At 68.5% G+C, this 23766-nt stretch carries 20 protein-coding genes; 14 read left to right on the top strand and 6 right to left on the bottom strand.

Annotated elements, in window-relative coordinates; all coding sequences use genetic code 11:
- Positions 1–53: 53 nt before the first annotated feature.
- Entirely contained in the window at positions 54–443 is a 390-nt protein-coding gene (locus AC3B5T_RS09880; RefSeq protein ID WP_010844028.1) for a DUF1304 domain-containing protein, read from the top strand.
- A gap of 33 nt (positions 444–476) precedes the next feature.
- Here AC3B5T_RS09880 and AC3B5T_RS09875 read toward each other — a convergent pair whose 3' ends face one another.
- The 4 genes from AC3B5T_RS09875 to napA form a co-directional block, all read right to left on the bottom strand.
- On the bottom strand, positions 477–1604 hold the full coding sequence (locus tag AC3B5T_RS09875) for a glutamate--cysteine ligase (RefSeq protein WP_055476505.1): 1128 nt from the start codon (positions 1602–1604) through the stop codon (positions 477–479).
- A 32-nt stretch (positions 1605–1636) separates the two neighbouring features.
- Entirely contained in the window at positions 1637–2317 is a 681-nt protein-coding gene (locus tag AC3B5T_RS09870; RefSeq protein WP_055476504.1) for a superoxide dismutase family protein, read from the bottom strand.
- A 104-nt stretch (positions 2318–2421) separates the two neighbouring features.
- Positions 2422–2907, bottom strand: coding sequence for a LytR C-terminal domain-containing protein (locus tag AC3B5T_RS09865; protein ID WP_055476503.1), 486 nt, complete (start codon positions 2905–2907; stop codon positions 2422–2424).
- A 47-nt stretch (positions 2908–2954) separates the two neighbouring features.
- Complete coding sequence (gene napA / locus AC3B5T_RS09860; RefSeq protein WP_055476502.1) at positions 2955–3320, bottom strand: nucleoid-associated protein NapA; 366 nt, start codon at positions 3318–3320, stop codon at positions 2955–2957.
- 259 nt (positions 3321–3579) lie between these two features.
- On the opposite strand from napA, the gene AC3B5T_RS09855 reads away from it, so the two are divergent.
- The 6 genes from AC3B5T_RS09855 to AC3B5T_RS09830 all read left to right on the top strand — a co-directional run bounded on the left by AC3B5T_RS09855 (position 3580) and on the right by AC3B5T_RS09830 (position 7810).
- Positions 3580–4431: an esterase/lipase family protein gene (locus AC3B5T_RS09855; protein ID WP_055476501.1), complete on the top strand. Its 852-nt coding sequence runs from the start codon at positions 3580–3582 to the stop codon at positions 4429–4431.
- 20 nt (positions 4432–4451) lie between these two features.
- On the top strand, positions 4452–5054 hold the full coding sequence (locus AC3B5T_RS09850) for a peptide deformylase (protein WP_055476500.1): 603 nt from the start codon (positions 4452–4454) through the stop codon (positions 5052–5054).
- 14 nt (positions 5055–5068) lie between these two features.
- Positions 5069–6064, top strand: a complete 996-nt coding sequence (locus AC3B5T_RS09845) for an N-acetylglutamate synthase, CG3035 family (RefSeq protein WP_055476499.1) — start codon at positions 5069–5071, stop codon at positions 6062–6064.
- Positions 6061–6849 carry an exodeoxyribonuclease III gene (locus tag AC3B5T_RS09840; protein WP_055476498.1) on the top strand — a complete coding sequence of 263 codons (789 nt, stop codon included), beginning with the start codon at positions 6061–6063 and terminating at the stop codon, positions 6847–6849. Before AC3B5T_RS09845 ends, AC3B5T_RS09840 begins: the two co-directional genes overlap by 4 nt.
- 82 nt (positions 6850–6931) lie before the next feature.
- Positions 6932–7363, top strand: coding sequence for a MarR family winged helix-turn-helix transcriptional regulator (locus AC3B5T_RS09835; protein WP_044505774.1), 432 nt, complete (start codon positions 6932–6934; stop codon positions 7361–7363).
- Between the two features lie 24 nt (positions 7364–7387).
- A complete protein-coding gene (locus AC3B5T_RS09830) occupies positions 7388–7810 on the top strand; it encodes an organic hydroperoxide resistance protein (protein WP_010844018.1) in 423 nt (140 codons plus the stop codon).
- A gap of 73 nt (positions 7811–7883) precedes the next feature.
- On the opposite strand, the gene AC3B5T_RS09825 is transcribed toward AC3B5T_RS09830, so the two are convergent.
- Positions 7884–8630: a siderophore-interacting protein gene (locus AC3B5T_RS09825; protein WP_055476497.1), complete on the bottom strand. Its 747-nt coding sequence runs from the start codon at positions 8628–8630 to the stop codon at positions 7884–7886.
- Positions 8631–8736: 106 nt separating this feature from the next.
- A complete protein-coding gene (gene mbtM / locus AC3B5T_RS09820) occupies positions 8737–10386 on the bottom strand; it encodes a long-chain-fatty acid--ACP ligase MbtM (RefSeq protein WP_010844016.1) in 1650 nt (549 codons plus the stop codon).
- 379 nt (positions 10387–10765) lie between these two features.
- Between mbtM and AC3B5T_RS09815 the strand changes: the two genes are divergently transcribed.
- Genes AC3B5T_RS09815 through AC3B5T_RS09785 form a run of 7 tightly spaced genes read left to right on the top strand, consistent with a single transcriptional unit; the run spans position 10766 to position 23681 of the window.
- On the top strand, positions 10766–14485 hold the full coding sequence (locus AC3B5T_RS09815) for a non-ribosomal peptide synthetase (protein ID WP_488358560.1): 3720 nt from the start codon (positions 10766–10768) through the stop codon (positions 14483–14485).
- 58 nt (positions 14486–14543) lie between these two features.
- Positions 14544–15152 (top strand): GNAT family N-acetyltransferase, encoded by a 609-nt coding sequence (locus tag AC3B5T_RS09810; protein ID WP_055476973.1) that lies wholly within the window; start codon positions 14544–14546, stop codon positions 15150–15152.
- 4 nt (positions 15153–15156) lie between these two features.
- Positions 15157–16974: an IucA/IucC family protein gene (locus AC3B5T_RS09805; RefSeq protein ID WP_055476974.1), complete on the top strand. Its 1818-nt coding sequence runs from the start codon at positions 15157–15159 to the stop codon at positions 16972–16974.
- Positions 16975–16979: 5 nt separating this feature from the next.
- Entirely contained in the window at positions 16980–19316 is a 2337-nt protein-coding gene (locus tag AC3B5T_RS09800; RefSeq protein WP_055476989.1) for a penicillin acylase family protein, read from the top strand.
- Positions 19304–20770, top strand: coding sequence for a condensation domain-containing protein (locus AC3B5T_RS09795; protein ID WP_055476975.1), 1467 nt, complete (start codon positions 19304–19306; stop codon positions 20768–20770). The genes AC3B5T_RS09800 and AC3B5T_RS09795 overlap by 13 nt, the downstream gene beginning before the upstream one ends.
- A gap of 50 nt (positions 20771–20820) precedes the next feature.
- Entirely contained in the window at positions 20821–22365 is a 1545-nt protein-coding gene (locus tag AC3B5T_RS09790) for a pyridoxal phosphate-dependent decarboxylase family protein (RefSeq protein WP_055476976.1), read from the top strand.
- Positions 22362–23681 (top strand): lysine N(6)-hydroxylase/L-ornithine N(5)-oxygenase family protein, encoded by a 1320-nt coding sequence (locus tag AC3B5T_RS09785; RefSeq protein ID WP_010844749.1) that lies wholly within the window; start codon positions 22362–22364, stop codon positions 23679–23681. Before AC3B5T_RS09790 ends, AC3B5T_RS09785 begins: the two co-directional genes overlap by 4 nt.
- Positions 23682–23766: the final 85 nt, after the last annotated feature.

Raw genomic sequence — 23766 nt, 5'->3', positions numbered from 1 at the left:
CCCCCGCCGCACCCTCCGGATCGGGTGGCGGCGTTTTCTCGTAGGGTACGGGCATGGTCATCGCAGGTCTCGTGCTCGCCGCGGTCGCGGCACTCGTCCACGTCTTCATCTTCTATCTGGAGTCGATCGCCTGGACGAGCAAGCGCGCACGCGCGACGTTCGGCACCGGAACAGTGGAACAGGCGGGCGCGCAGCGAGAGCTCGCGTTCAACCAGGGTTTCTACAACCTGTTCCTCGCGATCACCGTGTTCGTCGGGATTGCCTTCGTCATCGGCGGATCGACCGCGATCGGCGCGACGCTCGTGATCACCGGCACCGCCTCGATGGCGGCCGCCGCACTCGTGCTGGCCGTGTCGAGCCCCGACAAGATCGCGGCCGCGCTCAAGCAGGGAGTGGTCCCCGCGCTCGGCCTCGTCGTACTCGCCGCCGGCCTTGCCCTCTAGGCCCGAACCGGCCGGAAAGCTGCCGAACGATGGTCAGGGCGCGTCGAGTTCGGCCACCACCGACGCGACCACCTCGCGCATCGACTGCGTCCGGTGGTGCACCGCACGCTGCCGCTGATAGCTGGCACCCTGCGAGACGATGCGGTCGACGCCCGCGAGTTCGTCGACGCAATCGAGCTCGCGCGCAATGGGTTCGAGGCGCTCGAGTAGAGCGCTGAGGTCGTCGGTCACGAGTTTCTCGGTGCAGTCCGAGTCGAGGATGACGATGGCATCGAGTCCGTATCGTGCCGCCCGCCACTTGTTCTCCTGAACGAGCCAGGGGGCCATCGTCGGCAGCGTCTCCCCCGCCGAGAACCGCCTATCCAGGTCGACGACGAGGCAGTGGATGAGCGCGACGATCGCCGACAACTCGCCGAGGTTGGTCATGCCGTCGCAGACCCGGACCTCGATGGTGCCCAGATGCGGGGAAGGTCGGATGTCCCAACGGATCTCGTTGAGATGGTCGATGATCCCGGTCGTCTTCTGATCGGCGACGAAAGCCTCGAACTGCGCCCATGTCTGAAACTGGAACGGTAATCCGGCGGTCGGGAGTTGCTGGAACATCATGGCGCGGTTGCTCGCGTAGCCGGTGTCCTGGCCGGCCCACATCGGCGACGACGACGAGAGCGCGAGCAGGTGCGGATAGTAGTTCAGAAGCGCGTCGAGGATCGGTAACACCTTGTCGCGGTGGCTGATCCCGACATGGACGTGCACGCCCCAGATCAGCATCTGCCGCCCCCACCACTGGGTGCGCTCGATCAGCTCGGCGTACCGGTGTCCCTCGGTGAGCAGCTGCGTCGAATACTCCGCGAACGGATGAGTACCCGCGCCGTACAGATCGACGCCGAGTTCCTCGGTCAGCACACGCACCACACCGAGCGTGTCGGTGAGGTCGGCGATCGCCTCGCCCGCGGTCCGGCAGATGCCGGTCACCAGCTCGACGGTATTGCGCAGCAACTCCTTGTGGATCTTGCCGGCGAAGTCGGGATGGCGCTCACCGACGGCGGCGAAGAGCGCCGCCGCCGAGTTCGACAGGTCGCCGGTCACCTTGTCGGTCAGGGCGAACTCCCATTCGACCCCGAGGGTGGGGGTCGGTGACCCGTCGAACTCGATCGGTGTCATGTGCGCGGTGGCGTCGGACGCGGCCAGGACGCCTAGCTCTGCTCTTCGATGACGCCGCACGCGATACGGGCGCCGGCGTCGCCTGTCTTCAGGGTGTCGGGGTTCGCGCCGCCGGGGTACTTATCGGCCGGGATGTTGCCGAAGTTGTCCGGCTTCTCGTGGATCATGATCGTCTTGCCGATCAGCTGCTGGATGGTCACGGCGTCGGTCGTGGTGACCGTCCGGCCGGTGTGGTCTTCGAGGATGTTGATCGAGACCAGGTCCCCGCTCGAGGGGTGATCGGTGTTGCCGTCCACCTGCAGGTGCCCACCCGCCGAGGTGAACGCCTGCGAACCGCCGGCGCCCGCGTCGCAGGTGCCGTTCTCGTGGATGTGCATCCCGTGGAATCCGGCGGGCAGGTCACCGGCGGTGACACGCACGGTGACGGTGACCGGCTCGGCGGTGTCGGTGGCCGCGGTGATGGTGGCCTGGCCGACGACCTTGCCGGAGGTGTCCTTGATCTCGGCGACGGCGATCTGGCCGCTCGGCTCGCCGTCGACGTCGTCTTCGGCGCCGGGCGGCAGGGGTTCGTCGGAGACGACGGGCGGCGTGGTGCCGGGGACATCCGTGGGTTCCTGGTCGGGACTACACCCGGCCAGTGCCACGCCGATCAGTCCCGCGGAGACCAACGCGGCGAGGGCGCGGGGCGCGGCGAGTTTGGAACGTCCGGACATGTCACTCCTTGGTTGGCGGACCATCGTTATCGGGATCGGGCTGCAATTTCGGGATCAGGGTGTCGTCATCGTTGTCGCGGGCGACGGTCTCGGGTCACGACCGGTCACGCGCCGCTGACCGCGGTCACCACGATCACCGGGATACCGCCCCGGCAGCGCGTGAACGTGGTCGGACGCTCCTCGACGGCGACCTCCCCGCCCAGCGCTGCGGCGACCTCGTCGGCCTGGGACTTGTCCGTGTCGTCCTCATGGAAGATCGTGTTCTCGCTGAACCCGCCCGCGGTGTAGTTGCCGGGTTCGGCCATCTGATAGCCCTTGGCCTGGAGCAGTTCGGTCACGTCGGAGGCCAGGCCCGCGACCTGGCCGGCGTTGATCACGCACAACCGCTTGCCGGTCGATGCCGCACTCGTGGACGGCGACGTCGAGGTGGGCGACGGCGTCACGGTCGTCGCGGCCTCGGTCGTCGGCGAGTCGTTTCCCGCGGTCGCCGCGGAATGCCAGCCGAGGCCGATGAAGACGACGGCGACTGCGAAGAGCATCATCGCCCCCGCGCGCAGCGGCAGGCGATTGGGCTCACGGTCTGCATTCATCACCGACGACCTTAACGCACCGTGCGAGGGCGACCGGGTTCAGCGTGTCAGGTGATCTCGAAGCCGAGACGACGAGCCGCACGGGCCTTCTGACGGGTCGCGCGCAGCCGCCGGAGGCGTTTGACGAGCATCGGATCGGCCGCGAGCGCCTCGGGGCGGTCCACCAGCGCGTTGAGCACCTGGTAGTAGCGCGTCGCCGACAACCCGAACAGCTCCTTGATCGCTTCTTCCTTGGCGCCGGCGTACTTCCACCACTGCCGCTCGAACGCGAGGATGTCGTGCTCGCGGCGGCTCAGGCCGTCCGCGCCGACCTCGTGTGGGTCGAGCGGTGCACTTTCTGCCCCGGTCCCGGCGTTCTTGTCGGGGGTGGGTTGATCGCCCTGTTTCTGGCTACGCGCAGCTGCGCCGTCCATCTCACTCCCTCAGATACAGTCAACGACCTCACACCACCGCTGACGTGCACCGATTCGCTGCGCGACGCGGGTGCAGACGTCTCCTCACGGCGACGAATGACAGCGGTGTGGTTCGCAGACAATCTAACCACGGCAGGCCGGTCCGATCGCGCTGTGACTCGCCACGGTGCGCAGTCCGCCCGTTCCGGGTGACGGCGCCCACTGTTAGGCTCCCCTTACATCTCCGTCCCGGGGATGCCATCGTATCGGGGGCACACAGATGACGACATCGGAATCCGGGGCCACACGGTCCCGTCGAGCACTGGTGGGAGCCATCGCCGCGCTGGCGTCGACGGCCGCGATCTCGTCGGCGGTGACGGCGCTCCCGGCGCCCGCCCTCGCGGCGCCCGCCGACCGCGTCGTGGTCATCGTGCCCGGTCAGCAGCTCTATGCGGGTGACGCACAGAACGAGGAGACGTTCCGTCCGCTCGCCGACGCGATCCGCGCCGACGGGAACACCGTGGTGTACGCGCACGCCGGTGGACGCGACGTCGCGTCCGACGCCCGGCTCATCCAGCGGACCGTCGCCCCCTTCGCCGGCACGGCGTCGTCGATCGGCCTCGTCACCCACAGCGCGGGCGGGCTCGGCGCCCGGCACTACCTCAAGTTCCTCGGCGGGTCCGCCGTGGTCGACGAGTACGTCGCCATCGGGACAGCGCAGTACGGCTCGCCCGGCGGCTGCGCGCAGCCGCGCGACGCCGGCTACGACACCTGCATGTACGCCGACGCGATCACCGCCCTCAACCGCGGCCCCGACGCCCCCGGACCCACCCGCTACTCGGTCGTGCAGAGCGACGGCGAATGGACCGACGGACGCCTCGACGGAACCGCGCAGTGCCGTGCCTACTCACCGGTCCCGCTCGCGAACACCGGTTTCGACCACACGATCGAGATGCGTGACCCGACGATCATCGCCAACGTGACGACCTCGCTGCGGGGGTCGTGCGCCGGCACGGTGGTGACCGAGCCGGTCGACAGTTTCGACTGGCAGTCGACGCTGTTCCCGGGCATTCCCGGTCCCGCCGGTGACGCCATCCGCGACGCCGTACCCGGCGTCGTTCCTGCGCCCTGAGCAGCGCTAAGGTGAGCGCCATGGCGATTCTCCCGATCTGCATCGTGGGCGAGCCGGTCCTGCACCAGCCGACCACACCGGTCCCTCTCGACGCCGACGGCCGTCCGTCGGATGAGGTCATCGCGCTCCTCGACGACATGTACGAGACGATGGACGCCGCGCACGGCGTGGGGCTGGCCGCCAACCAGGTCGGGGTCGGGTCCCGGATGTTCGTCTACGACTGTCCCGACGGCGACCGCACCGCGCAACGACGCCGCGGCGAGGTCATCAACCCCGTGCTGGAGACCTCCGAGATCCCCGAGACCATGCCGGATCCCGACGACAACGACGAAGGCTGCCTGTCGGTGCCGGGCGAGCAGTTCCCCACCGGTCGCGCCGACTGGGCGCGCGTCACCGGCGTCGACCGGACCGGCGCGGAGGTGGCCATCGAGGGCACCGGGTTCTTCGCGCGGATGCTCCAGCACGAGGTCGGTCACCTCGACGGCTTCCTCTACGTCGATGTCCTCATGGGGCGCAACGCCCGAGCCGCGAAGAAGGCGATCAAGCGGAACCAGTGGGGCGTGCCCGGGTTGACGTGGACGCCCGGCGAGGTCGCCGACCCATTCGGCCACGACGACGACTGATCTCGCTTCCGCGCGTGGAGGTCTCGAGGTCGGGTGCGGTAGTCGGCGACCGGGTGGTCGTTCGGTATCTGCTGGGCGATTCCACCCCCGCCGACTGGCGGGGCGACCCCGCGGCCGCCCAGTCGGATGTGACCGGCGTCCTGCTCGACGACACCGGCCCCCTGCGGATCCGACGCGACGACGAGGAGTTGTCCATCCCGTTCGACGCAATCACCTCGGTCCGCCTGTTGTCCGCGAAACCCGTGCGCAACAGTGAGATCCGCACCCTCGAACACGCTGCCGCCGCCGCCTGGCCCGGCGTCGACTCCGAGTGGATCGACGGTTGGCTCCTGCGCGCCGGCCACGGATTCACCAGGCGCGCGAACTCGGCGGTGCCCCTCGAGCGGCACGCGCGTCCGGACGCATCGACACTACGACGCGTCGGCGAGTGGTACGCCGATCGCGACCTCCCCGTTCTGCTCGCCCTTCCGGAACGACTCATCCCGCCGACCGCCGTCGCCGGGGAACCCGGGGTCGAGGTACAGATGCTGACCGCCGACCTATCGGAGCTGCACGCGCGCATCGGCGGAACTCCCTCGCACACAGTACGACTCGAGACCGTCCCGGACACCCGGTGGCTGGGCGCATATACCGGTGGGCGCGCGTCTGGTCGGCCCGAGGCCGCCGCCGGTGTGGTGACCGCCGGGGACGGCCCGCTGGCCTTCGCGTCCATCGGTGACGCGGCGGCGATCGGACGGGGCTCGGTGACCGAGTCGCCGGACGGACGCCGGTGGCTGGGATTGACCGCACTGTGGACCGACCCGGGCCGGCGCGGAGGCGGACTGGCCGCGTCCGTCGTCGTCGCCCTGACGGCCTGGGGCATCGGCCACGGCGCCGACTCGGTCTACCTGCAGGTCGAGTCCGGAAACCGGCTGGCCGGATCGTGGTACCGCCGCCTGGGTTTCGGGCTGCACCACACCTACCGCTACCTCGCCCCGGACATGCCCGGGTCACCGGGGAGCATCCGATGAGGATCGCCACCTGGAACGTGAACTCGATCCGCGCCCGGTCGGAGTCCGTCGTGGCGTGGGCGGAGAGCGCCGACATCGACATCCTGGCCCTGCAGGAGACCAAATGCCACGACGACGCGTTCCCCCTGATGAGTTTCCTCGCCGCCGGGTACGACGTCGCCCACATCGGTCAGGGCGCCTACAACGGCGTGGCGATCGCCTCCCGCGTCGGGCTCGACGAGGTGGAGATCGCCTTCGACGGAGTCCCGACACACCCCGTCGACGGCCAGCCGATCCGCGAAGCACGGGCGATCTCGGCGCGCTGCAAGGGAATTCGCGTGTGGAGCCTGTACGTACCCAACGGCCGCACCCCCGAGGACCCGCACTACGACTACAAGCTCGCGTGGCTCGAGTCCCTCCGTGCGCACATCGCGCTGCGGTTGGCGCATGATCCGGCCACGGAGATGATGCTCGCGGGCGACTGGAACGTCGCACAAACCGACGACGACGTCTGGGACCGGGCGTATTTCGACGGCCGGACCCATGTCACGCCACCCGAACGTGCTGCGGTGCAAGGATTCCTGGATGACGGCCTCGTCGACTCCGCGCTGCCGTACGCACCCGGTTACACCTTCTGGGACTACACCCAACTACGTTTCCCGCGCAACGAGGGCATGCGCATCGACTATGCCTTCTGCTCCCCGGCCCTGGACACCCGGATCGTGGGCGCGCGGGTGGACCGCGACGCCCGGAAGGCCAAGGGCGCCAGCGACCACGCGCCGGTGGTCTTCGACATCCTCGACTGAGCACCCGGACTCCCACGTACCCGCACCGCTGAACATCGAGCTTTAGGTTGTGCACAATTCAATTGCGTGATACTTTTCAGATGTGAACGAGTTGTCCCTGGATCAGCAGCTGTGCTTCGCCCTGTACAAGGCGTCTCGCGCAGCGACCGCGGTCTATCGGCCACTCCTCACCGAACTGGGGATCACCTATCCGCAATATCTGGTGATGCTGGCACTGTGGGACCACGACGGCCGATACGTGAGCGAGTTGAGCGACCTGCTCGAACTGGACAGCGGCACACTGTCTCCTCTCCTCAAACGGCTCGAGGCGCAAGATCTGATCGAGCGTCGCCGTTCGCGCGGAGACGAACGTCGGGTCGCCATCCACCTCACACCGGCCGGCAAGGCGCTGCGCGCACGCGCGCTTCCGATTCCCCGGCGTCTCACCTCGTGCACGGATCTGTCCCCGGAGGCGATCGACGACTTGCGTTCGAGTCTCGACGCCCTCACCGCGCAACTCAATCAGTGGACCTGAACCACGTCACACAAGGAGAACACCATGAAAGCGATCTACACCGCTGAAGCAATCGCCACCGGCGACGGCCGTAACGGACACGGCCGCACCAGCGACGGCCAGGTCGACGTCGCCCTCGCCACCCCGCCGGCCCTCGGCGGGTCCGGCCAGGGGACGAACCCCGAGCAGCTCTTCGCAATCGGGTATGCCGCCTGTTTCCACTCGGCCCTGCGCCTGGTGTCCAAGCAGGCCGGCGCCAACGTCGAAGACTCGTCGGTGGGCGCGCAGGTGAGCATCGGGGCCCTCGACGGAGGAGCTTTCGGACTCGCCGTGAACCTCGAGGTGACACTGCCCCATCTCGACCACGACCAGGCCCAGGAACTCGCGGACAAGGCGCACGAGGTGTGCCCCTACTCCAACGCCACACGCGGCAACATCGACGTCACCATCACGGTCACCGACGACTGAGCCCACCCGGGCGCGCGGCCTCGAAGCAGTCCGTCGACGACGGAGCGTCAGCGCGCCCGGCCGGTCAGGCCGGTCAGGCGAACGACTTGCCGACGATCCAGTAGGCCTGGGATTTCACCGATTTCTTGGTCAGCCCGTACTCGGCCCGGAACAGTCCCGCGACTGCGCGAGTGCTCGTGGAATCGAGTGCGACCCAGCCGAAATGGTCGGAGGCGTCGAAGGCGGCGGACCGAACCGCGTCGACGAGGTCCGAACCGTCGCGTCCGCGCGGGATCCAGTGGACCGTGTCCTGGTCACGGACCCGCAGCGGCAGCGACCTGTCGCTCTCGTGCTGGTATTCGAACCAGATCGTCGCGCCCGCCCCGGACTCGCCGAGCGTGTCGAGCAACGAGTTGATCGCGGGGAGTGAGGCGGTGTCGCCGGCGATGAGCCAGCCCGTCGGCGCCGGATCGGGGATGGCGAACTTGGAGCCCATCAGGGTGGCGCCGATGGTCTCTCCCACCTCCGCTTCCTGGGCCCACCGTGCGGCGGTGCCGTCGTGGATGGCGAACTCGATGTCGAAGGTGTCCGTGGCCGGGTCGGGATCGACGAGCGTGTAGCCACGCTGATGCAGCTTGCCGCCGTCGGCGAACCACAGCCGTACCCACATGGTCGGGTGGATCGTGGCGTCGGCGAGGAGCCCACCCCCATGAAAGCGCAGACGCAGGTAGTGATCGGTCACCGATTCCTTCGCGGTGACGGTGAAGGTGTAGTCGTCACCGCCCAGGATCTTCATGACCGCGCCCTGCCAGCCGCGCCCCTTGGTCGATACCTCGCTCATGTGGAGAACCTCTCTACAGTGTCTCTCCGGCCCGGTGATCGAGCCGGAGAGACACTGTCATTCTCGTGACCGTCGGCATGACACGACGCATCACGGAAAATCGGACCTACTCGAACGTGCCGTCTTCGACCATCTGGCGGGTCTCGAGGCGGCGGATCTTGCCGGACGTGGTGCGGGGCACCGAGTCCGGCGCGACGAAGATCACCTCGGCGGGCATGATCCCGCACGCCGACGCGACTTCGGAGTTGACCTCGGCGCGCGCCTTGTCGGGGTCGGAACCCTTGTACTCGGCGAGGATCACCAGGCCCGGGCGGGCCGACCCCTCGCCCCGCGCCATCGCCACGACACCGCCGCGACGGACCCCGGCCACCTCGGCGGCGGCCCGCTCGATCTCGATCGGGAACAGATTGCGGCCGGCGACGATGATGACTTCTTTGGCCCGGCCGCAGATCACCAACCGGTCGTCGACGAGGTAGCCGAGGTCTCCGGTCGAGAACCATTCACCGGCACCGAGATCGGCGTCCCCGAGGTACCCGCGCATCATCGATGCGCCGCGGATCTCCACGTGCCCGACGTTGCGCCCGTCGATCATCGGGACGTCGACGTTCGGCTCCACGATGCGAACCTGCATGCCGCCCAGCGGTTTACCCAGGATCGCGTAGCGACGACGAATCGGCTCGCCCCCGCCAGGCGGGGTCACGGTGACCTCGTCGTAGTGCGCACCCTCGCCGACAGCGGGCATCGTGACCGCGCACGCGGACTCGGCCATGCCGTAGGCGGGCGCGGCAGCGGACGGATCGAAGCCGAACGGGGCGGTCGCCTCGAGGAACTTGTCGAAGGCGTCGGCGTCGATCGGCTCGCCGCCGCTGATCGCGACGCGCAGGTGCGAGAGATCGACGTCGCGCAGCAGTTTGCCGTACCGGCCGAGGATGTCGTAGGCGAAGTTCGGCGCCGCGGTGACCGTCGTCTTGGTCTCGGTGAGCCACTGCATCCACTTGAAGGGAGCCGCGGCGAAGGCCGTGTTCGGCACGATGTAGGCCGAGATCCCTGTCGTCATCCCCGCGAGCAGGAACATCAGGCCCATGTCGTGGTAGAGCGGAAGCCAGCTGAAGCCGGTGTCGCGCGTGCGGTGAAGGCCGAGCCGGCTGACGAGTTCGATCGCGTTGGAGTAGACCGCCGAGGCGGGCAGGACCGCGGTCTTCGGGTCACCGGTCGAGCCGGCGGTGCCCTGCAGGACGGCGATCGTGTTGCCGTTGACGTTGCGCGCGACGAAGCCCGTGGTGTCGGCCCCGAGGCCGTACTCGCCCACTCGCGCGATGTGCAGCCTGCCTTCGACCTTCGACAGGAGGTCGAGCTGCGCGCCGCTGCCGAGGACGGTGCCGACGCCGATCGACACGAAACGCTGGTAGGTGTTCTGCGCCCAGCGCTCCTCGTCGGCCCCTCGGATCGGCCCCGGCAAGATGCTGACCGGCACGCCGGCGAGCCATGCACCCTGGATGGCGGCGATCAGATCCACTGTGGGGTCTCCGATCAGACCGAGGGCCTGCGGCTCGTGCAGTTCGCTGTCGGCGAGCAGTTGCACGGAGATCTGCTCGGCGCGGGCATGGACCTCACGCCACGGGGTCGTCACCCATTCACCGGTGTCGGAGTCGAGGACGGACAGACTCGTGTCTCCCGCCAGCATCGCCTCACGAACGGTGGCGGCCAACGCATTGGTCGAGCCCGATTCTTCCAGGATCACGCTGTTCTGCGACATTCTCGTTTCCCGTTCTCGCCAGCACGTGGCGTCGGTCCTTGTGATCGTCTTCCGGTCGGGTGAGCGACCGAGTGGTCATACCGCGTGTCGTCCCCGACCGCTGGTCATGGCGAACACGAACGTTCGCGCCATTTGGGTAGGGTAGCCTAATCTTTGTCGGACACAAGACCCAGATCCCGTCGATGTCACAGCGTGATCCGCATCATCCGATGGGACGATCGAGCCGAACTTAGGCTAACCTAATTTGCGTCGGCTCAGGGGGATCTCGCCGGCATGCCCAGGGATTGGGCAGAGCGGTTAGTTAGTATAACCTACCCTAAATGCGGGTTTCCCCAGCCTGAGTAACCATGTCACCGAACTGCGAGAGGCACGCCGGCTGATGGCCACGAATTCCCAGACCACGGACCTCACCACCGCGGCCGACGTCGTCGCCGAGGTGGCCCAGGCCCTCGGCCTGACGCCCGAGTCGATCGACCCGGAGCAGGATCTCATCGCCCAGGGACTCGATTCACTGCGGATGATGCGACTGGCCGGCACCTGGCGCAAACGCGGCATCGACATCGACTTCGCCCGCCTGGCCGCACAACCGACCATCACCGCCTGGACAGAACTTCTGCGCGCATCGGCTGATCGCACCGGCGACACGACCACATCCGGTGACCGCCCGTCCGCGTCCGACGCGGCCACGGCACCCGACATCCGCGGCGAGGTGGGCGCCGCGCTCGGTGTGTCCCCCGAGTCGATCGACCCGGAGCAGGATCTCATCGCCCAGGGACTCGATTCACTGCGGATGATGCGACTGGCCGGCACCTGGCGCAAACGCGGCATCGACATCGACTTCGCCCGCCTGGCCGCACAACCCACCATCACCGCCTGGACAGAACTTCTGGGCGGCGCCCCGACGCCGGCCGCCGACGACACGGCGCCGCCGCTGCCCGAAGCGACCGCGGGCCCCTTCCCGCTCGCTCCGATGCAGCACGCCTACTGGATCGGGCGATCGGACAGCCACGCCTTCGGCAACGTCGCCGCCCACCTGTACATCGAATTCGACGGTTCCGACGTCGACCCCGAACGCTTTGCCTCGGCCATGTCCGCGCTGATGGAACGCCACCCGATGCTGCGTGTCCGCGTGCACCCCGACGGCACCCAGGAGATCGGGCCGGCGCACCCCGAAGCCATTGCCGTGCACGACCTCCGAAGCCACTCGACGGAGATGGTCGAACAGATCCTGGCGGCGAAGCGCACCGACGGAACACACCGCACGCTACCGGTCGACGAAGGGGCGGTCATCCGCGCCGAACTGAGTCTCCTGCCGGGCAATGCGACCCGTGTCCACCTCGACGTGGACATGATCGCCGCGGACGCGATGAGCTACCGCGTCCTCGTGGACGACCTCGCTCGCCTGTACCGCGGCGAGACGCTGCCCGAGCTCGGGGTCACCTTCGCGACGATCACCGCGGACCGCACCTCCCGCGAGACCCTCGACGACGACGTGACGTGGTGGCGCGAACGCATTCCCACGCTGCCCGGGCCGCCCGAGCTCCCGCTCGACGAACGCGCGGCGCGGGGCGAGGTCGAGCCGCACAGTGTCCGCCTCCATCACTCCGTGTCCGCCTCGGACTGGAAGCGGCTCGAGGAGCACGCGCACCGTCGCGGGGTCACCCCCGCGGCCGCCGTCGCCGCGGTGTTCGCCGAGGCCGTCGGAACGCATTCGGCCACATCGCGATTCCTGCTCACCGTGCCCTTGTTCGACCGCCCCCAGATCCATCCGGACGTCGAGCAGGTGGTCGGCGACTTCACCTCGTCGATCCTCGTGGGCGTCGACCTGAGCGAGCCGGCCACGCTCGCCGAGCGAGCGCGGTCGATGCGGTCGTCGATGCACGAGGCCGCCGCCCACGGTTCGATGAGCGGACTGGACGTGCTGCGCGAGTTGAGCCGCCACCGCGGCGAGCCGGTCGTCTCCCCGATCGTGTTCACCAGCGCATTGGGACTGGGCGACCTGTTCTCCCAGCAGGCGACCGACGTGCTGGGCGATCCGTCCTGGATCGTCTCGCAGGGTCCGCAGGTCCTCCTCGACGCCCAGGTGACCGAGGTGGCCGGCGGTCTCCTCCTCAACTGGGACGTCCGCGCCTCCGACCTCGAACTCACCACCGCACGTTCGATGTTCGACCACTACGTCCGCCTCCTCGGGCTGCTCGTCGACGGCGAATGGGATGTGCCCGCACCGGATCCGATCACCGCCGAGGTTCGCGCCCAGCGACTTTCGGTGGAGAACCCGCTGCCAGTCACCGACACCTTCGACGGCACCCTGCACAGCACCTTCTTCACCCGGGCCGCCGAACGGGGCGACGCACCGGCTGTCGTGTCCGACGCACGTTCGTGGACCCACGCCGAACTGGCCGACGAGGCACGACGCGTCGCGGCAACACTCGTCGCGGCCGGCGTCGGGCCCGGCGACACGGTCGTCGTCCATCTGCCCAAGGGCGGGGATCAGGTCGTCGCGGCACTCGGAGTTCTCGCCGCCGGCGCAGCCTACGTCCCGATCGCCCCCACGCAGCCCCGGGCGCGACGCGAGCGGATCGTCGACGTGGCCACTCCGGCCGCGGTTCTCACCGCCGACCCCGCCGGCTGGGCATCCACCGACAGCGTCGTACTCGCGCTCGACGACGCCCGGCTCGCTGAGCCGATCGAGCCGGTCGCGGTGACTGCCGACGACCTCGCCTACGTCCTGTTCACCTCCGGCTCGACCGGACTGCCCAAGGGGGTGCAGGTTCCGCATCGCGCCGCGGTCGCGACCATCACCGACCTCGTCGACCGGTTCGCCATCGGAGCCGACGATCGCAGCCTGCAGGTGTCGTCGCTGGAATTCGACCTCTCCGTCTTCGACATCTTCGGTCTGCTCGCCGTCGGCGGTGCCGTCGTCGTACCGGGAGACGACGAGCAGACCAAGGTCGACGACTGGGCGCGACTGCTCACCCAGCACTCGGTGAGTGTCCTCAACTGCGTGCCGTCCATCCTCGGCATGCTCCTGGACCTCGCGCCCCTGCCCGCATCACTGCGGATGGTCATCATGGGCGGCGACAAGGTCGACGTGTCACTGCTCGAGCGCGTCGCCGCGCAACTGCCCGACTGCCGGGTCGCGGGCCTCGGCGGCACCACCGAGACGGCCATCCACTCCACGATCTGCGAAGCGGACGCCGTCCCGGCGGGAATGGCGTTCGTGCCGTACGGGATACCGTTGCGCGGCGTGCGCTGCCGAGTCGTCGACGACGCCGGCCGCGATCGTCCCGACCTCGTCCCCGGCGAACTGTGGATCGGCGGAGCCGGAGTGGCCGACGGGTACCGGGGCGATCCGGACCGCACGGCCGACCGATTCGTCGAACATGAGGGCCAACGCTGGTACCGCACCGGCGATCTCGCGCGCTACCTGCCCGGTGGCTTCCTCGATTTCCTGGGTCGCGCCGACCACATGGTCAAGATCCGTGGCTACCGTGTCGAGCTCGGCGAGGTCGAGGCCGGCCTCCTGGGTCTGTCCGGTGTGGGCTCGGCGGTCGCCTGGTCCGACGGCCGCGACCTCCGCGCCGCGGTCGTGCTCACCGCCGGATCGACCGACGACGACGCCGACCTCGGCGCCCGGTTGTCGGAAACCCTTCCGCCGCACATGGTCCCGCGATCCATCACGGTTCTGGACCGGTTCCCGCTGACGCCGAACGGCAAACACGATCGCAAGGCCATCGCCGCGGGCACCCGTACCGACGACGACCCGATCGAGGCGGTCGCGCCGCGCGGCCCCGTCGAGGAGGCACTCACGCTGATCTTCGGCGAAGTCCTGCCCACCCCGCCGGTGAGTGTCACCGAGGACTTCATCTCCCTGGGCGGCGATTCGGTCCAGGCCACCCGGGTGGTAGCGCTCTCGCGCCAGTGGCTCGACGCGCCCGGGCTCTCGGTCGCCGACATCTTCACCGAGCGAACCATCGCCGGTCTCGCGAGGCGTCTGACCGAACTCGACGGGGAACGGGCGGCCTTCGTGGCGCAGACCTTCCTCGACGTCATGCACCTCACCGACGAACAGGTGGAGGCCGAGATCGCGAGCAGTTGACCGCATCCGGCACACCTGACGCCCACAACGCCAGACCATCTCCCAGAGCAAAGGCATCATGACCATTTCCTCCGCACCGACCTACGACCTGAACTCGGTCGATCTCGACGACGTGTCGCACGCCGCGACCGTCCACGGCTGGCTCACCCATCCCAAGGCCAAGTACTGGGACATGCTCGACAGCTCAGTCGCCGACGTGGAGAAGATGATTCGCGATTCGGCGGAGGCCACGGCCGGTACGCCTTATGGAATGCGCCTGGGCTACCACGACGGGCACCCGCAGTTCCTGTTCGAGCTCTACGACCCGGCCACCAGTGAACTCGCCGACCCCGCCAGCGGTTACGTGCCCGCCGACGGCGACATCGGCATGCATCTGCTGGTCGCCCACGCCGAACAGTCACTTCCCGGCTTCACCGGCGCGGTGATGCTGCACATCATGCGCACCGCGATCCTCGAGGTCGGCGCCGCCCGCGTCGTCGTCGAGCCGGACGTCCGCAACAAGGCCGTGCACCGCCTGAACGCGAGCGTGGGATTCCGGGTCGACGGGGACTACCCCGTCGGGAACAAGACCGCGCACCTGAGCTACTGCACCCGAGCCGATTTCCTCGCGGTGACCGACAACGGCAGGTCTGTCGGACCGGTCGAGGTCACGGACCTGGGGGCGTAGATCGTTGACTCTCCAGGACATCGAGACCACGCAGGGGTTCGCGGTGCGCACGGCCGGGGGGTCGGGTGCGCGAAGCCATCGCCAGACGTATCACACCAGGATCGCGAAGAAGATCCTCGCCGAATTCTCCCACGAGCGGGCGCTCGATCCGGTGGCGACCGGAGACGGCGGCTATCTCGTCTCCTCCGCCGACGGCCACACCGAGTACCACTTCCGCGCCGATCGTCTCGCCCTGGACAGCTGGGCGATCGACGAGTCGTCGTTGCGTCGTGTACAGGACGGCGCCGAACTCCCGATCGACGCGGTCGCCATGATCGTCGACCTCGCACCGTTGGTGGGCATCGGACCCCAGGCGCTGCCGGAGTACCTCGAGGAGTTCATCAACACCCTGGCCATCAGTGCCGAGCGTCCGGACGTACGCCGCATCGCGGCAGCAGATCTCGCGCACGCCGACTTCCAGACCATCGAGGCGACGATGACCGAGGGGCATCCGTGCATCGTCGCCAACGCCGGCCGTCTCGGATTCAGTGCCGAGGACATCGAGCGGTATGCGCCCGAGGTCGGCAACCACTTCCGCCTCGTCTGGCTGGCCGCCCGTCGCGAGGACTGTGACGTCGCCACCGTCGACGATGTCGACTACGACGCGTTGCTCCTCGACGAGCTGGGCGCGGAGACCCTGGCGGGTTTCGACGCCGCGCTCGTCGAAGCCGGTTGCGACCCTGCGGATTACCGGTACTTGCCGGTCCACCCCTGGCAGTGGGTCGAGAAGGTACAGAAGCTGTACTCCGCCGACATCGCCGGCCGGCGCATCGTCGAGGTGGGGACGAGTCCTGACCTCTACCAGGCCCAGCAGTCGATCCGTACGGTGTTCAACGCCACCACGCCGACCCGCAATTACGTCAAGGTCGCGCTGTCCATCGTGAACATGGGGTTCACACGCGGGATGTCGGCCGACTACATGCGTACGACACCGCTCATCAACAACTGGGTCCGCAGACTCGTCGCCGACGACCAGTACCTCGCGGCGATCGGTTTCGAGATGATCTTCGAGGTCGCCGCGATCGGTTACCGCAGCCCGACCTTCACGCCGATCACCCAGCCGGGATCGGAGTACCGCAAGATCCTGTCGGCGCTGTGGCGCCAGAGTCCGGTGCCGTTGACCGCCGCCGACGAGCAACTGTCGACCATGGCCGCGCTGCTGCACGTCGATCACCTGGGCGAGCCGTTGGTGGGCGCGTTCATCGAACGTTCGGGAGTCCCGGCGACCGAGTGGGTCCGCCGCTACCTGCGGACCTATCTGCATCCCATCGCCTACCTGCTCTACCGGTACGAGCTGAAGTTCTCCCCCCACGGTGAGAACCTCATCCTGGTTCTCGCCGACGGCATTCCGGTGCGCGCCATCCTGAAGGACATCGGCGAGGAGGTGTCGGTGTTCGGGAAGGCGGAGGGACTCCCCGAGAGCTGCGCCCGTGTCCGGACCACCGAGCCGGACGAGATCCGCAACCTGGGTGTCCTGTCGGATGTCTTCGACGACTTCCTGCGCCCGCTCGCCGAGGTCCTGCACACACACGGCCTCGTCGACGACGACGAGTTCTGGTCACTTGTCGGCGAGAGCCTGCGCGAGTTCGTGGCCGCCCATCCCGAACTGGAGGACCGTCTCACCCGTTGGGACCTGTTCGCACCGGAGTTCGGAGCGGTGCACATGAACGGTCTGCAGTTGCGCAACAACAAGCGCATGGTCGACATCGAGGACTCCTATGCCTCACTGATCGACGCCGGTCACCGGCTCGCCAATCCGGTTGCATCGCACAGGGACCGGTGACCGACATGACCGCAACCCACACCAGCGGACACCCGGACGTGGAGATCCTGCGAGACGGGCACGGCATCCCGCACGTCCGCGCGACGACGCCGGCGGGCGCGCTGTACGGTCAGGGCCGGGCATGTGGCGAGGACCGACGCTGGCAGATCGAGTTCATGCGGCTGCGCGCCGAGGGACGCACCGCCGAGGTCTTCGGAGCCTCGTGCATCGAGTGGGACACCTTCGCCCGCCGAGCCCAGCTCGACGCCGCGGCCAAACGGATCTTCGAGGCATCGTCGACCCGCACCCGCGATCTCGTCACCGCCTATGCCGCCGGGGTGAACAGCACGCTCGACGACCCCGAGACCTCCGCTGCCGCACCGGAACTCGAGGCACTAGCGCATCGGCCACAACCGTGGCGGCCGTGGACACCGATCTCGGTGTTCATCATGCACCACGTACTGTTCGGACGGTTCACCACCAAGCTGTTCCGCCTGCACGCCTGCCGCACGCTCGGTCTGGATGCCCTGCGATTCTGGGACTTCGAGACACGGGAGACCGATCCCACGATGCCCGCGATGCCCGACGAGGCATTCCTGGACGAGATCCTGGCGATCACCCGGCCGGCGTCCCCGGAGGAGCCATCCCCCGCGGTCGACCTCGGTGACCCGATGTCGGGCAGCAACGCGTGGGGAGTCTCCGCGGAACGCAGCTCGACCGGTGCGCCGATCGTCGCCGGCGACCCGCATCGCTTTCTCGAACTTCCGGGCATCTACCAGCAGTTCCATCTCGCCTCGACCGGTCCTTCGGACGCATTCGACATGGCCGGGTTCGCCTTTGCCGGCGTTCCTGGGGTCCCCCACTTCTGCCAGGGCGACGACATCGCCTGGGGCATCACGAACGCGATGGGTGACTACCAGGATCTGTACCTCGAGCGGTTGACGCGCGACGATGCCGGCACGCTCCTGGTCGAGGTGCCGGGCGGGACCCGGGTGCCGGCCGGGGTCAGCACCGAGACGATCCTGGTCCGGGACGCCGAACCCGTGGCGGTGCAGGTGATCACCACTCCGAACGGTGCCGTCGTCTTCGGCGGTCCCGAGGACGCGTTCGCGATGAGCATGCGGTCTCCGCTGCTCTCCGAGGAGGTCACCTTCGACGCGCCGCTCGATCTGCTCTTCGTGCGGACCGTCGCCGATGTCGAAGCGGCGCTGGCCAACTGGGTCGAACCGGTCAACCGGGCAGTCATCGGCCATGCCGACGGCACCGTCGCCACCCACGTGGCCGGCCGGGTGCCGGTCCGTGCACCCGAGAACTACTGGCTGCCGGTACCCGGCTGGGACGAGCGCTACCAGTGGCGAGGATACGAGCGGGGTTCGCTCGGCGATCCCGACTTCGACGCGACACTTCGGAACCCGATCACCGTCACCGCCAACCAGCGCATGTCGGATGTGCCTGCGCTGCAACCGCTCACGAGCGAGTGTGTGGAACCGTTCCGCGCCGACCGCATCGCGGTACTGCTCGACGAGCTCACGTCCGTGAGTCCGGCGGACTGTGCCGACATCCACTCCGACGTGCGGCTCGAGCAGGCGAAGGTGGTCCAGGAGTTGCTGTCTCGCGTGCGAGCCGACAGCGACGAGGCCGAGAAGGTCCGGCAGCGACTGGTCGCCTGGGACCGCTCCATGGAGGCCGAGAGCACCGACGCCTACCTGTATGCCGAGTTCCGCACCCAGTTGGTCCTCGGTGTGGCGAACACCGACATCCTCGCCCCGCTGCGCGGGCCGCACGGCTTCCCGGCGGTGTTCCAGCCGTGGTTCGTTCCCGAACCGCGCCTCGCCACCGCACTGACCTCGGTCGTCGCCAACACGGCGGGGATCGGCATCGACATCGAGGCCGTGGCGGTCGCCGCCCTCGACGCCGTGGTGGCCCGGGTCGCCACCTTCGGTGCCACACCCACCTGGGGCAGCGTCCACCGGCTGGCACCGATCCACGGATTCGACCTGGTCGGCGCATCGCCGCAGTATCCGGACCTGTTCGCGACCCTGCGTCCGACGCCGCTCCCGCTGGCCGGCGACGCCGAGAGCGTCTTCGCCAACGCCGCGGCGGTCGGTACGCACCTGTGCATCACCGGTGCCGCGGCCCGCTATGTGTGGGACCTCTCCGACCGGAACGCGAGCCGCTGGATCGTCCCGCTGGGCGTGAGCGGCGACCCCCGTTCCGATCATTTCCAGGACCAGGCGCCGCGGTGGGCGGCGGGCCAGCTGGTCGAGGTCGTCCGCGACTGGGACGCATTGCACGCCATGTCCGCAGCGGCGTCGACGCCGTCCGCCGCCCCGTCGACCGAGAGGGAACCATGCCCGCGTTGACCGAAGAGCGACTCACACTGCTGCGCCGTCGGATCGCGCAGGCGGGTGACATCAGTCCCGCTCGCTCCGCCGACGCACCGGACACAGCCGTACCGTTCGGCGAGTTCGGGACCGCCGAGCGTCGGATGTGGCGGATCTACGAGCTGGACCCGGACTCGGTGTCGCACAACATCGGACTCGTGCTGGGGTTCGGCGGGAGCCGGACGCTGAGTTCGGTCGTCGCCTCCGCCGAACTGCTCGTCGAGCGATTCCGGGTGCTGAGCTCCGTGGTCGAGACCGACGACGCGGGCACACCGAGTCGACGCGCCGTGTCGAGCTCGGGATCGTGGGACGCATCGGGAACGGTGTGGACCTGGGGACTCTCGGAGACGGCTGCGAGCGGCATCGGCACCGGCGTCGATGCCGATCCCGCGGCGACCGCCCTGACGCGGACCCCGTTCGATCTTCGCTCGGAAGTGCCACTCCGGCTGCGCGTCTCGGGGTCGGACGGAGACGTCACGATGATCCTGGTGGTCCACCACCTGGCGGTCGACGACACCTCGTGGCCACTGCTCCTCGGCACCCTGGTGTCGGGTTCCTGGCCCGGAGACATCACCGCCGAAACCCGCCCGGAGACAACCGATCCCACTGCCGCGGCGGATGCGACGGACAACGCGGTCCGACACGCACTCGCGACCTGGGCCGCTGCGGACGTCCGCTACCCGCTCACGGGTGAGCTGCCCACGGAGAGCGCCGCCGACAGCTGGCTGTCGCCGATGGACGACCGCGACGGCATCAAGGTCGCCGCCCCGGTCGCGGCCGACTCGCTGACCGCTTTCGGGCGGGTCGCCCAGATCGTCGGGGCGACACCCAATGCATTGCTGATCGGGGTCTGCTCACTCGCGGCGTTCGCGCTGACCGGCGCGGCCGACCACGTCCTCGTGGTACCGGCCGACAACCGGCGACGGGCACAGTCACCGCAGGATGTCGGCTACTGCGGCAACATCATCCCGATGCGATTCCGCATCGACCCCGACGACACCGTCGAACAGGCCCTCCGCGATGCGGGTTCGGTGATCTACCGGGCAATGGAACACTCCGGCACCGATTTCGGGCCGATCCTCACCGCGTTGCGGCAGCAGGGTGGTCGATTCCCCGTCATCGAGATCATGGCCTCGGTCCGGCCCGCGCCCCTGCGCGGGATCCCGCAACCCGCCGACGCACCGGTCACCTGCCACTCGGTCTTCAACGGGATCGCCAACTACCCGCTCTCCATCGCCTTCGAGGCCGACGACGACAGCACCCACGTCGAGGTGGATCATCAGCCGGGGATCGTTCCCGACGCGGTGGCCGACCGGGCCACCGCGGTACTCACCGCACTCGTCGACCTGATCCCGACGTCGTTGCACCACTCCGTCTCCGCGCTCCTCGAGGTCCTCGACGAGCGCGCTCCGCAGAAGGGCAGCGCCGGATGACCGGCGTGCCGCCGCGCCACCGAGCGCCAGAGTCAACAAGGGGGAACCCAGTGTCCGAAGATCGCCGATCCAGTTGGGGTGTCTCGCGATTCGCCCGTCCCGGCGACGGGTGGGCCGACGTCGGACGCGGCCTGGCCGAGATCGCCGCCGCGGTCAGCGACCACCACCACGGCGCCCCGCTGCCCAGCGGTGATCCCGTCGCGGTGCTGGGCGGGGTGACAGCACTGCTCGGTCCGCACGGAATCCCGGAGAACGGGATCGGCGAATCGGAGGCGCTGACCCGACTCGCTCGCCTGGTGGCCGAGTTCGGCCTCGACCTCACACACCCGATGGCCGCCGCGCACCTGCAACCCGCTCCCCTGTCGGTGGCGGTCGCCGCCGACGCGCTGGCATCGGCGACCAATGCCTCACTCGACACCTATGATTCGGGTCCGGCCACGCTCGCGCTCGAGACGTGGACCGTGCAGTCCCTGGCGCGTTTGGCCGGTTTCGGCGAACACGCCGGCGGTGTCTTCAGCCCCGGCGGGTCGATCTCGAACCTGCTGGCGCTGATGATCGCGCGCGATCACACTGCCGCACGCCGAGGTGTCGACGTGCGTCACGACGGAGTCGGGGCGTTGCAGCGTCCGGTCGTCTTCTGCTCGCGTGTGGCTCACTTCTCGGTCCACCGTGCTTGTGCGGCACTGGGACTGGGCGAGACCGCGGTGATCCCGGTCGAGGTCGACTCGCAGCACCGGATGATCCCGGAGGCCCTCGAGGCGGCGATCCGGGAGTCCGGCGCGGCCACCCCGCTGGCGATCGTCGCCACCGCGGGCACCACCGACTTCGGCACCGTCGACCCGCTCGGCGAGATCGCCGACATCGCCGAGCGTCACGAGATCTGGTTGCACGTCGACGCCGCCTACGGATTCGGTTCGCTGTTCTCCGATCGCCTCGCTGGTCTGCTCACCGGCGTCGAGCGCGCCGACTCGGTCACCCTGGACCTGCACAAGGTCGGCTGGCAGCCGGCCGCCGCGAGCCTCATGCTCCTGTCCGACGCGGATCGCTTCGTGTCCCTGAACCGGTCGGTGGCCTACCTCAACCCCGACGACGACGTGGAGGCCGGATACAGCGGCCTCCTCGGTCAGACCTTGCAGACGACCCGACGTCCCGATGTTCTGAAGGTCGCGACGACCCTGCTCGCCTACGGGCGCCGCACCCTGGGAGAGATGCTCGACCGGTGCAACGATCTCGCGGTGTACGCCGAGCAGCGAGTCGCCACCGAGCTGCAGCTCGAACTCATCGCGCCGGTCACGCTGACCACCGTCGTGTTCCGCTACCGCTGCACCGATCTCGATACGGTCAACGGGGAACTGCGGCGTCGGCTGATCGCCGACGGCAAGGCCCTCATCGGCCGTACCCAGGTGCGGGTGCCGGGCGAGGACGAGCCGCAGACCTGCCTGAAGCTGACCCTCCTCAACCCGGAGACCTCGGAGAGCGACATCGACGAGCTGTTCGACGAGCTCCTGCGCGTCGCCCTCGAGGTGGAGTCCGAAGGCACCGCCGCGCCCGGCGCGGAAACGCACAGTGAAGAAATGGTGAGAGTGTCCGAATGACCCCTGTTGAGAACGTAGACGTACTGGCGATCGGCTGCGGCCCTTTCAATCTGGGCCTCGCCGCGCTGGCCTCGACGCTCGACGACGTGGATCTCCTCGTCGTCGACTCGCGTGACGAGTTCCGCTGGCACCCGGGCCTGATGTTCGACGACGCCACCCTGCAGGTGAGCTTTCTGTCCGACCTGGTGACGCTCGTCGACCCGACCCATCCGCTGTCGTTCCTGAACTACATGGCCGACATCGACCGGATGTACCGGTTCCTGGTGCGCGAGGACTTCTTCCCGACCCGCATCGAGTACGAGGCGTACCTCCTCTGGTGTGTGTCCCGGCTCGACTCGCTGAGATGGAGCACCACGGTCGACGAGGTGACATGGGACGCCGAGGCCGATGCGTTCCGGGTGACCATGCACACTCCGACGGGCTCCTCGACGGTCATCGCACGCCACGTGGTGGTCGGCATCGGGACCGAACCCTTCGTCCCGCAGGCACTCTCGTCGGATTCGCCGGCGGTGGTCCACAGCTCCGACTACCTGTTCAACCAGGAGAAGGCCCTCGCCGCCGACACCGTGACGGTGATCGGTTCGGGTCAGTCGGGCGCCGAGATCGTCATCGATCTCCTCGAGGCCAACCTGCGCGGGGGTCCCGCCGTCCGATGGTGGACGCGCACACCGTGGTTCGCTCCGCTGGACTTCACGAAGCTGTCGCTGGAGATGACCACGCCGGCCTACATGGACTACTTCCACAGCCTTCCCGAGGCCGCGCGTGACCGCGTTCGCCCGCAGCACTGGCAGTTCCACAAGGGCATCTCCACCGATTCCCTCGAGCGGCTGCACGACCTGCTGTACCGACGCCAGCTGCAGGACAAGCTCAATCCGGTGCAGCTGCGGATCTCGGTCGAGGTCGAGGGTCTCGACACGCTCGCCGACGGCAGGTTGCGTGTTCGCGGCCGGCACCTCGACACCGGTTCCGAGCTGGCCCACACCACCGACATGGTCATCGCCAGCACGGGCTATCAGGCGCGCAAGGCAGACTTCCTCGCCCCGATCGAGTCTGCGTTGCACCGCGATTCGCGGGGGCGCCTCGTGATCGGCGCCAACCACGAGATCGAGACCGACGATCCCTTGACCAACCGGATCTTCGTCGCCAACGCCGAGGAGCACGCACACGGCGTCTCGGCCCCGAACCTCGACATCGGCGCGGTCCGCAACGCACGCATCCTCAACACCGTGCTGGGCCGCGAGGCCTACCGCCTGCCCAAGCACACCGCGTTCACCAGCTTCGGCGCCTCTGACGACGACGACATCGTCGCGCCCTAGCCCGAATCCTGCCCCACGGCCCGATCCGCTCCTGCGGGTCGGGCCGTTGTCGTCGGTGTTGCCGCGCAGTGGCTTCGCCCTGAGG

The organism is Gordonia sp. G4 (assembly GCF_057770005.1).
The sequence above is the reverse complement of the archived record's forward strand: the minus strand, read 5'-3'. Positions and strand labels throughout refer to the sequence as shown.

What these genes read in the sequence shown, in the direction of transcription:
- AC3B5T_RS09870 (WP_055476504.1), bottom strand. Translation starts at nt 2,317, where the DNA reads ATGTCCGGACGTTCCAAACTCGCCGCGCCCCGCGCCCTCGCCGCGTTG.
- AC3B5T_RS09875 (WP_055476505.1), bottom strand. Translation starts at nt 1,604, where the DNA reads ATGACACCGATCGAGTTCGACGGGTCACCGACCCCCACCCTCGGGGTC.
- AC3B5T_RS09795 (WP_055476975.1), top strand. Translation starts at nt 19,304, where the DNA reads ATGCCCGCGTTGACCGAAGAGCGACTCACACTGCTGCGCCGTCGGATC.
- napA (WP_055476502.1), bottom strand. Translation starts at nt 3,320, where the DNA reads ATGGACGGCGCAGCTGCGCGTAGCCAGAAACAGGGCGATCAACCCACC.
- AC3B5T_RS09830 (WP_010844018.1), top strand. Translation starts at nt 7,388, where the DNA reads ATGAAAGCGATCTACACCGCTGAAGCAATCGCCACCGGCGACGGCCGT.
- AC3B5T_RS09800 (WP_055476989.1), top strand. Translation starts at nt 16,980, where the DNA reads ATGACCGCAACCCACACCAGCGGACACCCGGACGTGGAGATCCTGCGA.
- AC3B5T_RS09815 (WP_488358560.1), top strand. Translation starts at nt 10,766, where the DNA reads ATGGCCACGAATTCCCAGACCACGGACCTCACCACCGCGGCCGACGTC.
- AC3B5T_RS09855 (WP_055476501.1), top strand. Translation starts at nt 3,580, where the DNA reads ATGACGACATCGGAATCCGGGGCCACACGGTCCCGTCGAGCACTGGTG.
- AC3B5T_RS09785 (WP_010844749.1), top strand. Translation starts at nt 22,362, where the DNA reads ATGACCCCTGTTGAGAACGTAGACGTACTGGCGATCGGCTGCGGCCCT.
- AC3B5T_RS09825 (WP_055476497.1), bottom strand. Translation starts at nt 8,630, where the DNA reads ATGAGCGAGGTATCGACCAAGGGGCGCGGCTGGCAGGGCGCGGTCATG.
- AC3B5T_RS09840 (WP_055476498.1), top strand. Translation starts at nt 6,061, where the DNA reads ATGAGGATCGCCACCTGGAACGTGAACTCGATCCGCGCCCGGTCGGAG.
- AC3B5T_RS09880 (WP_010844028.1), top strand. Translation starts at nt 54, where the DNA reads ATGGTCATCGCAGGTCTCGTGCTCGCCGCGGTCGCGGCACTCGTCCAC.
- AC3B5T_RS09810 (WP_055476973.1), top strand. Translation starts at nt 14,544, where the DNA reads ATGACCATTTCCTCCGCACCGACCTACGACCTGAACTCGGTCGATCTC.
- AC3B5T_RS09850 (WP_055476500.1), top strand. Translation starts at nt 4,452, where the DNA reads ATGGCGATTCTCCCGATCTGCATCGTGGGCGAGCCGGTCCTGCACCAG.
- AC3B5T_RS09865 (WP_055476503.1), bottom strand. Translation starts at nt 2,907, where the DNA reads ATGAATGCAGACCGTGAGCCCAATCGCCTGCCGCTGCGCGCGGGGGCG.
- mbtM (WP_010844016.1), bottom strand. Translation starts at nt 10,386, where the DNA reads ATGTCGCAGAACAGCGTGATCCTGGAAGAATCGGGCTCGACCAATGCG.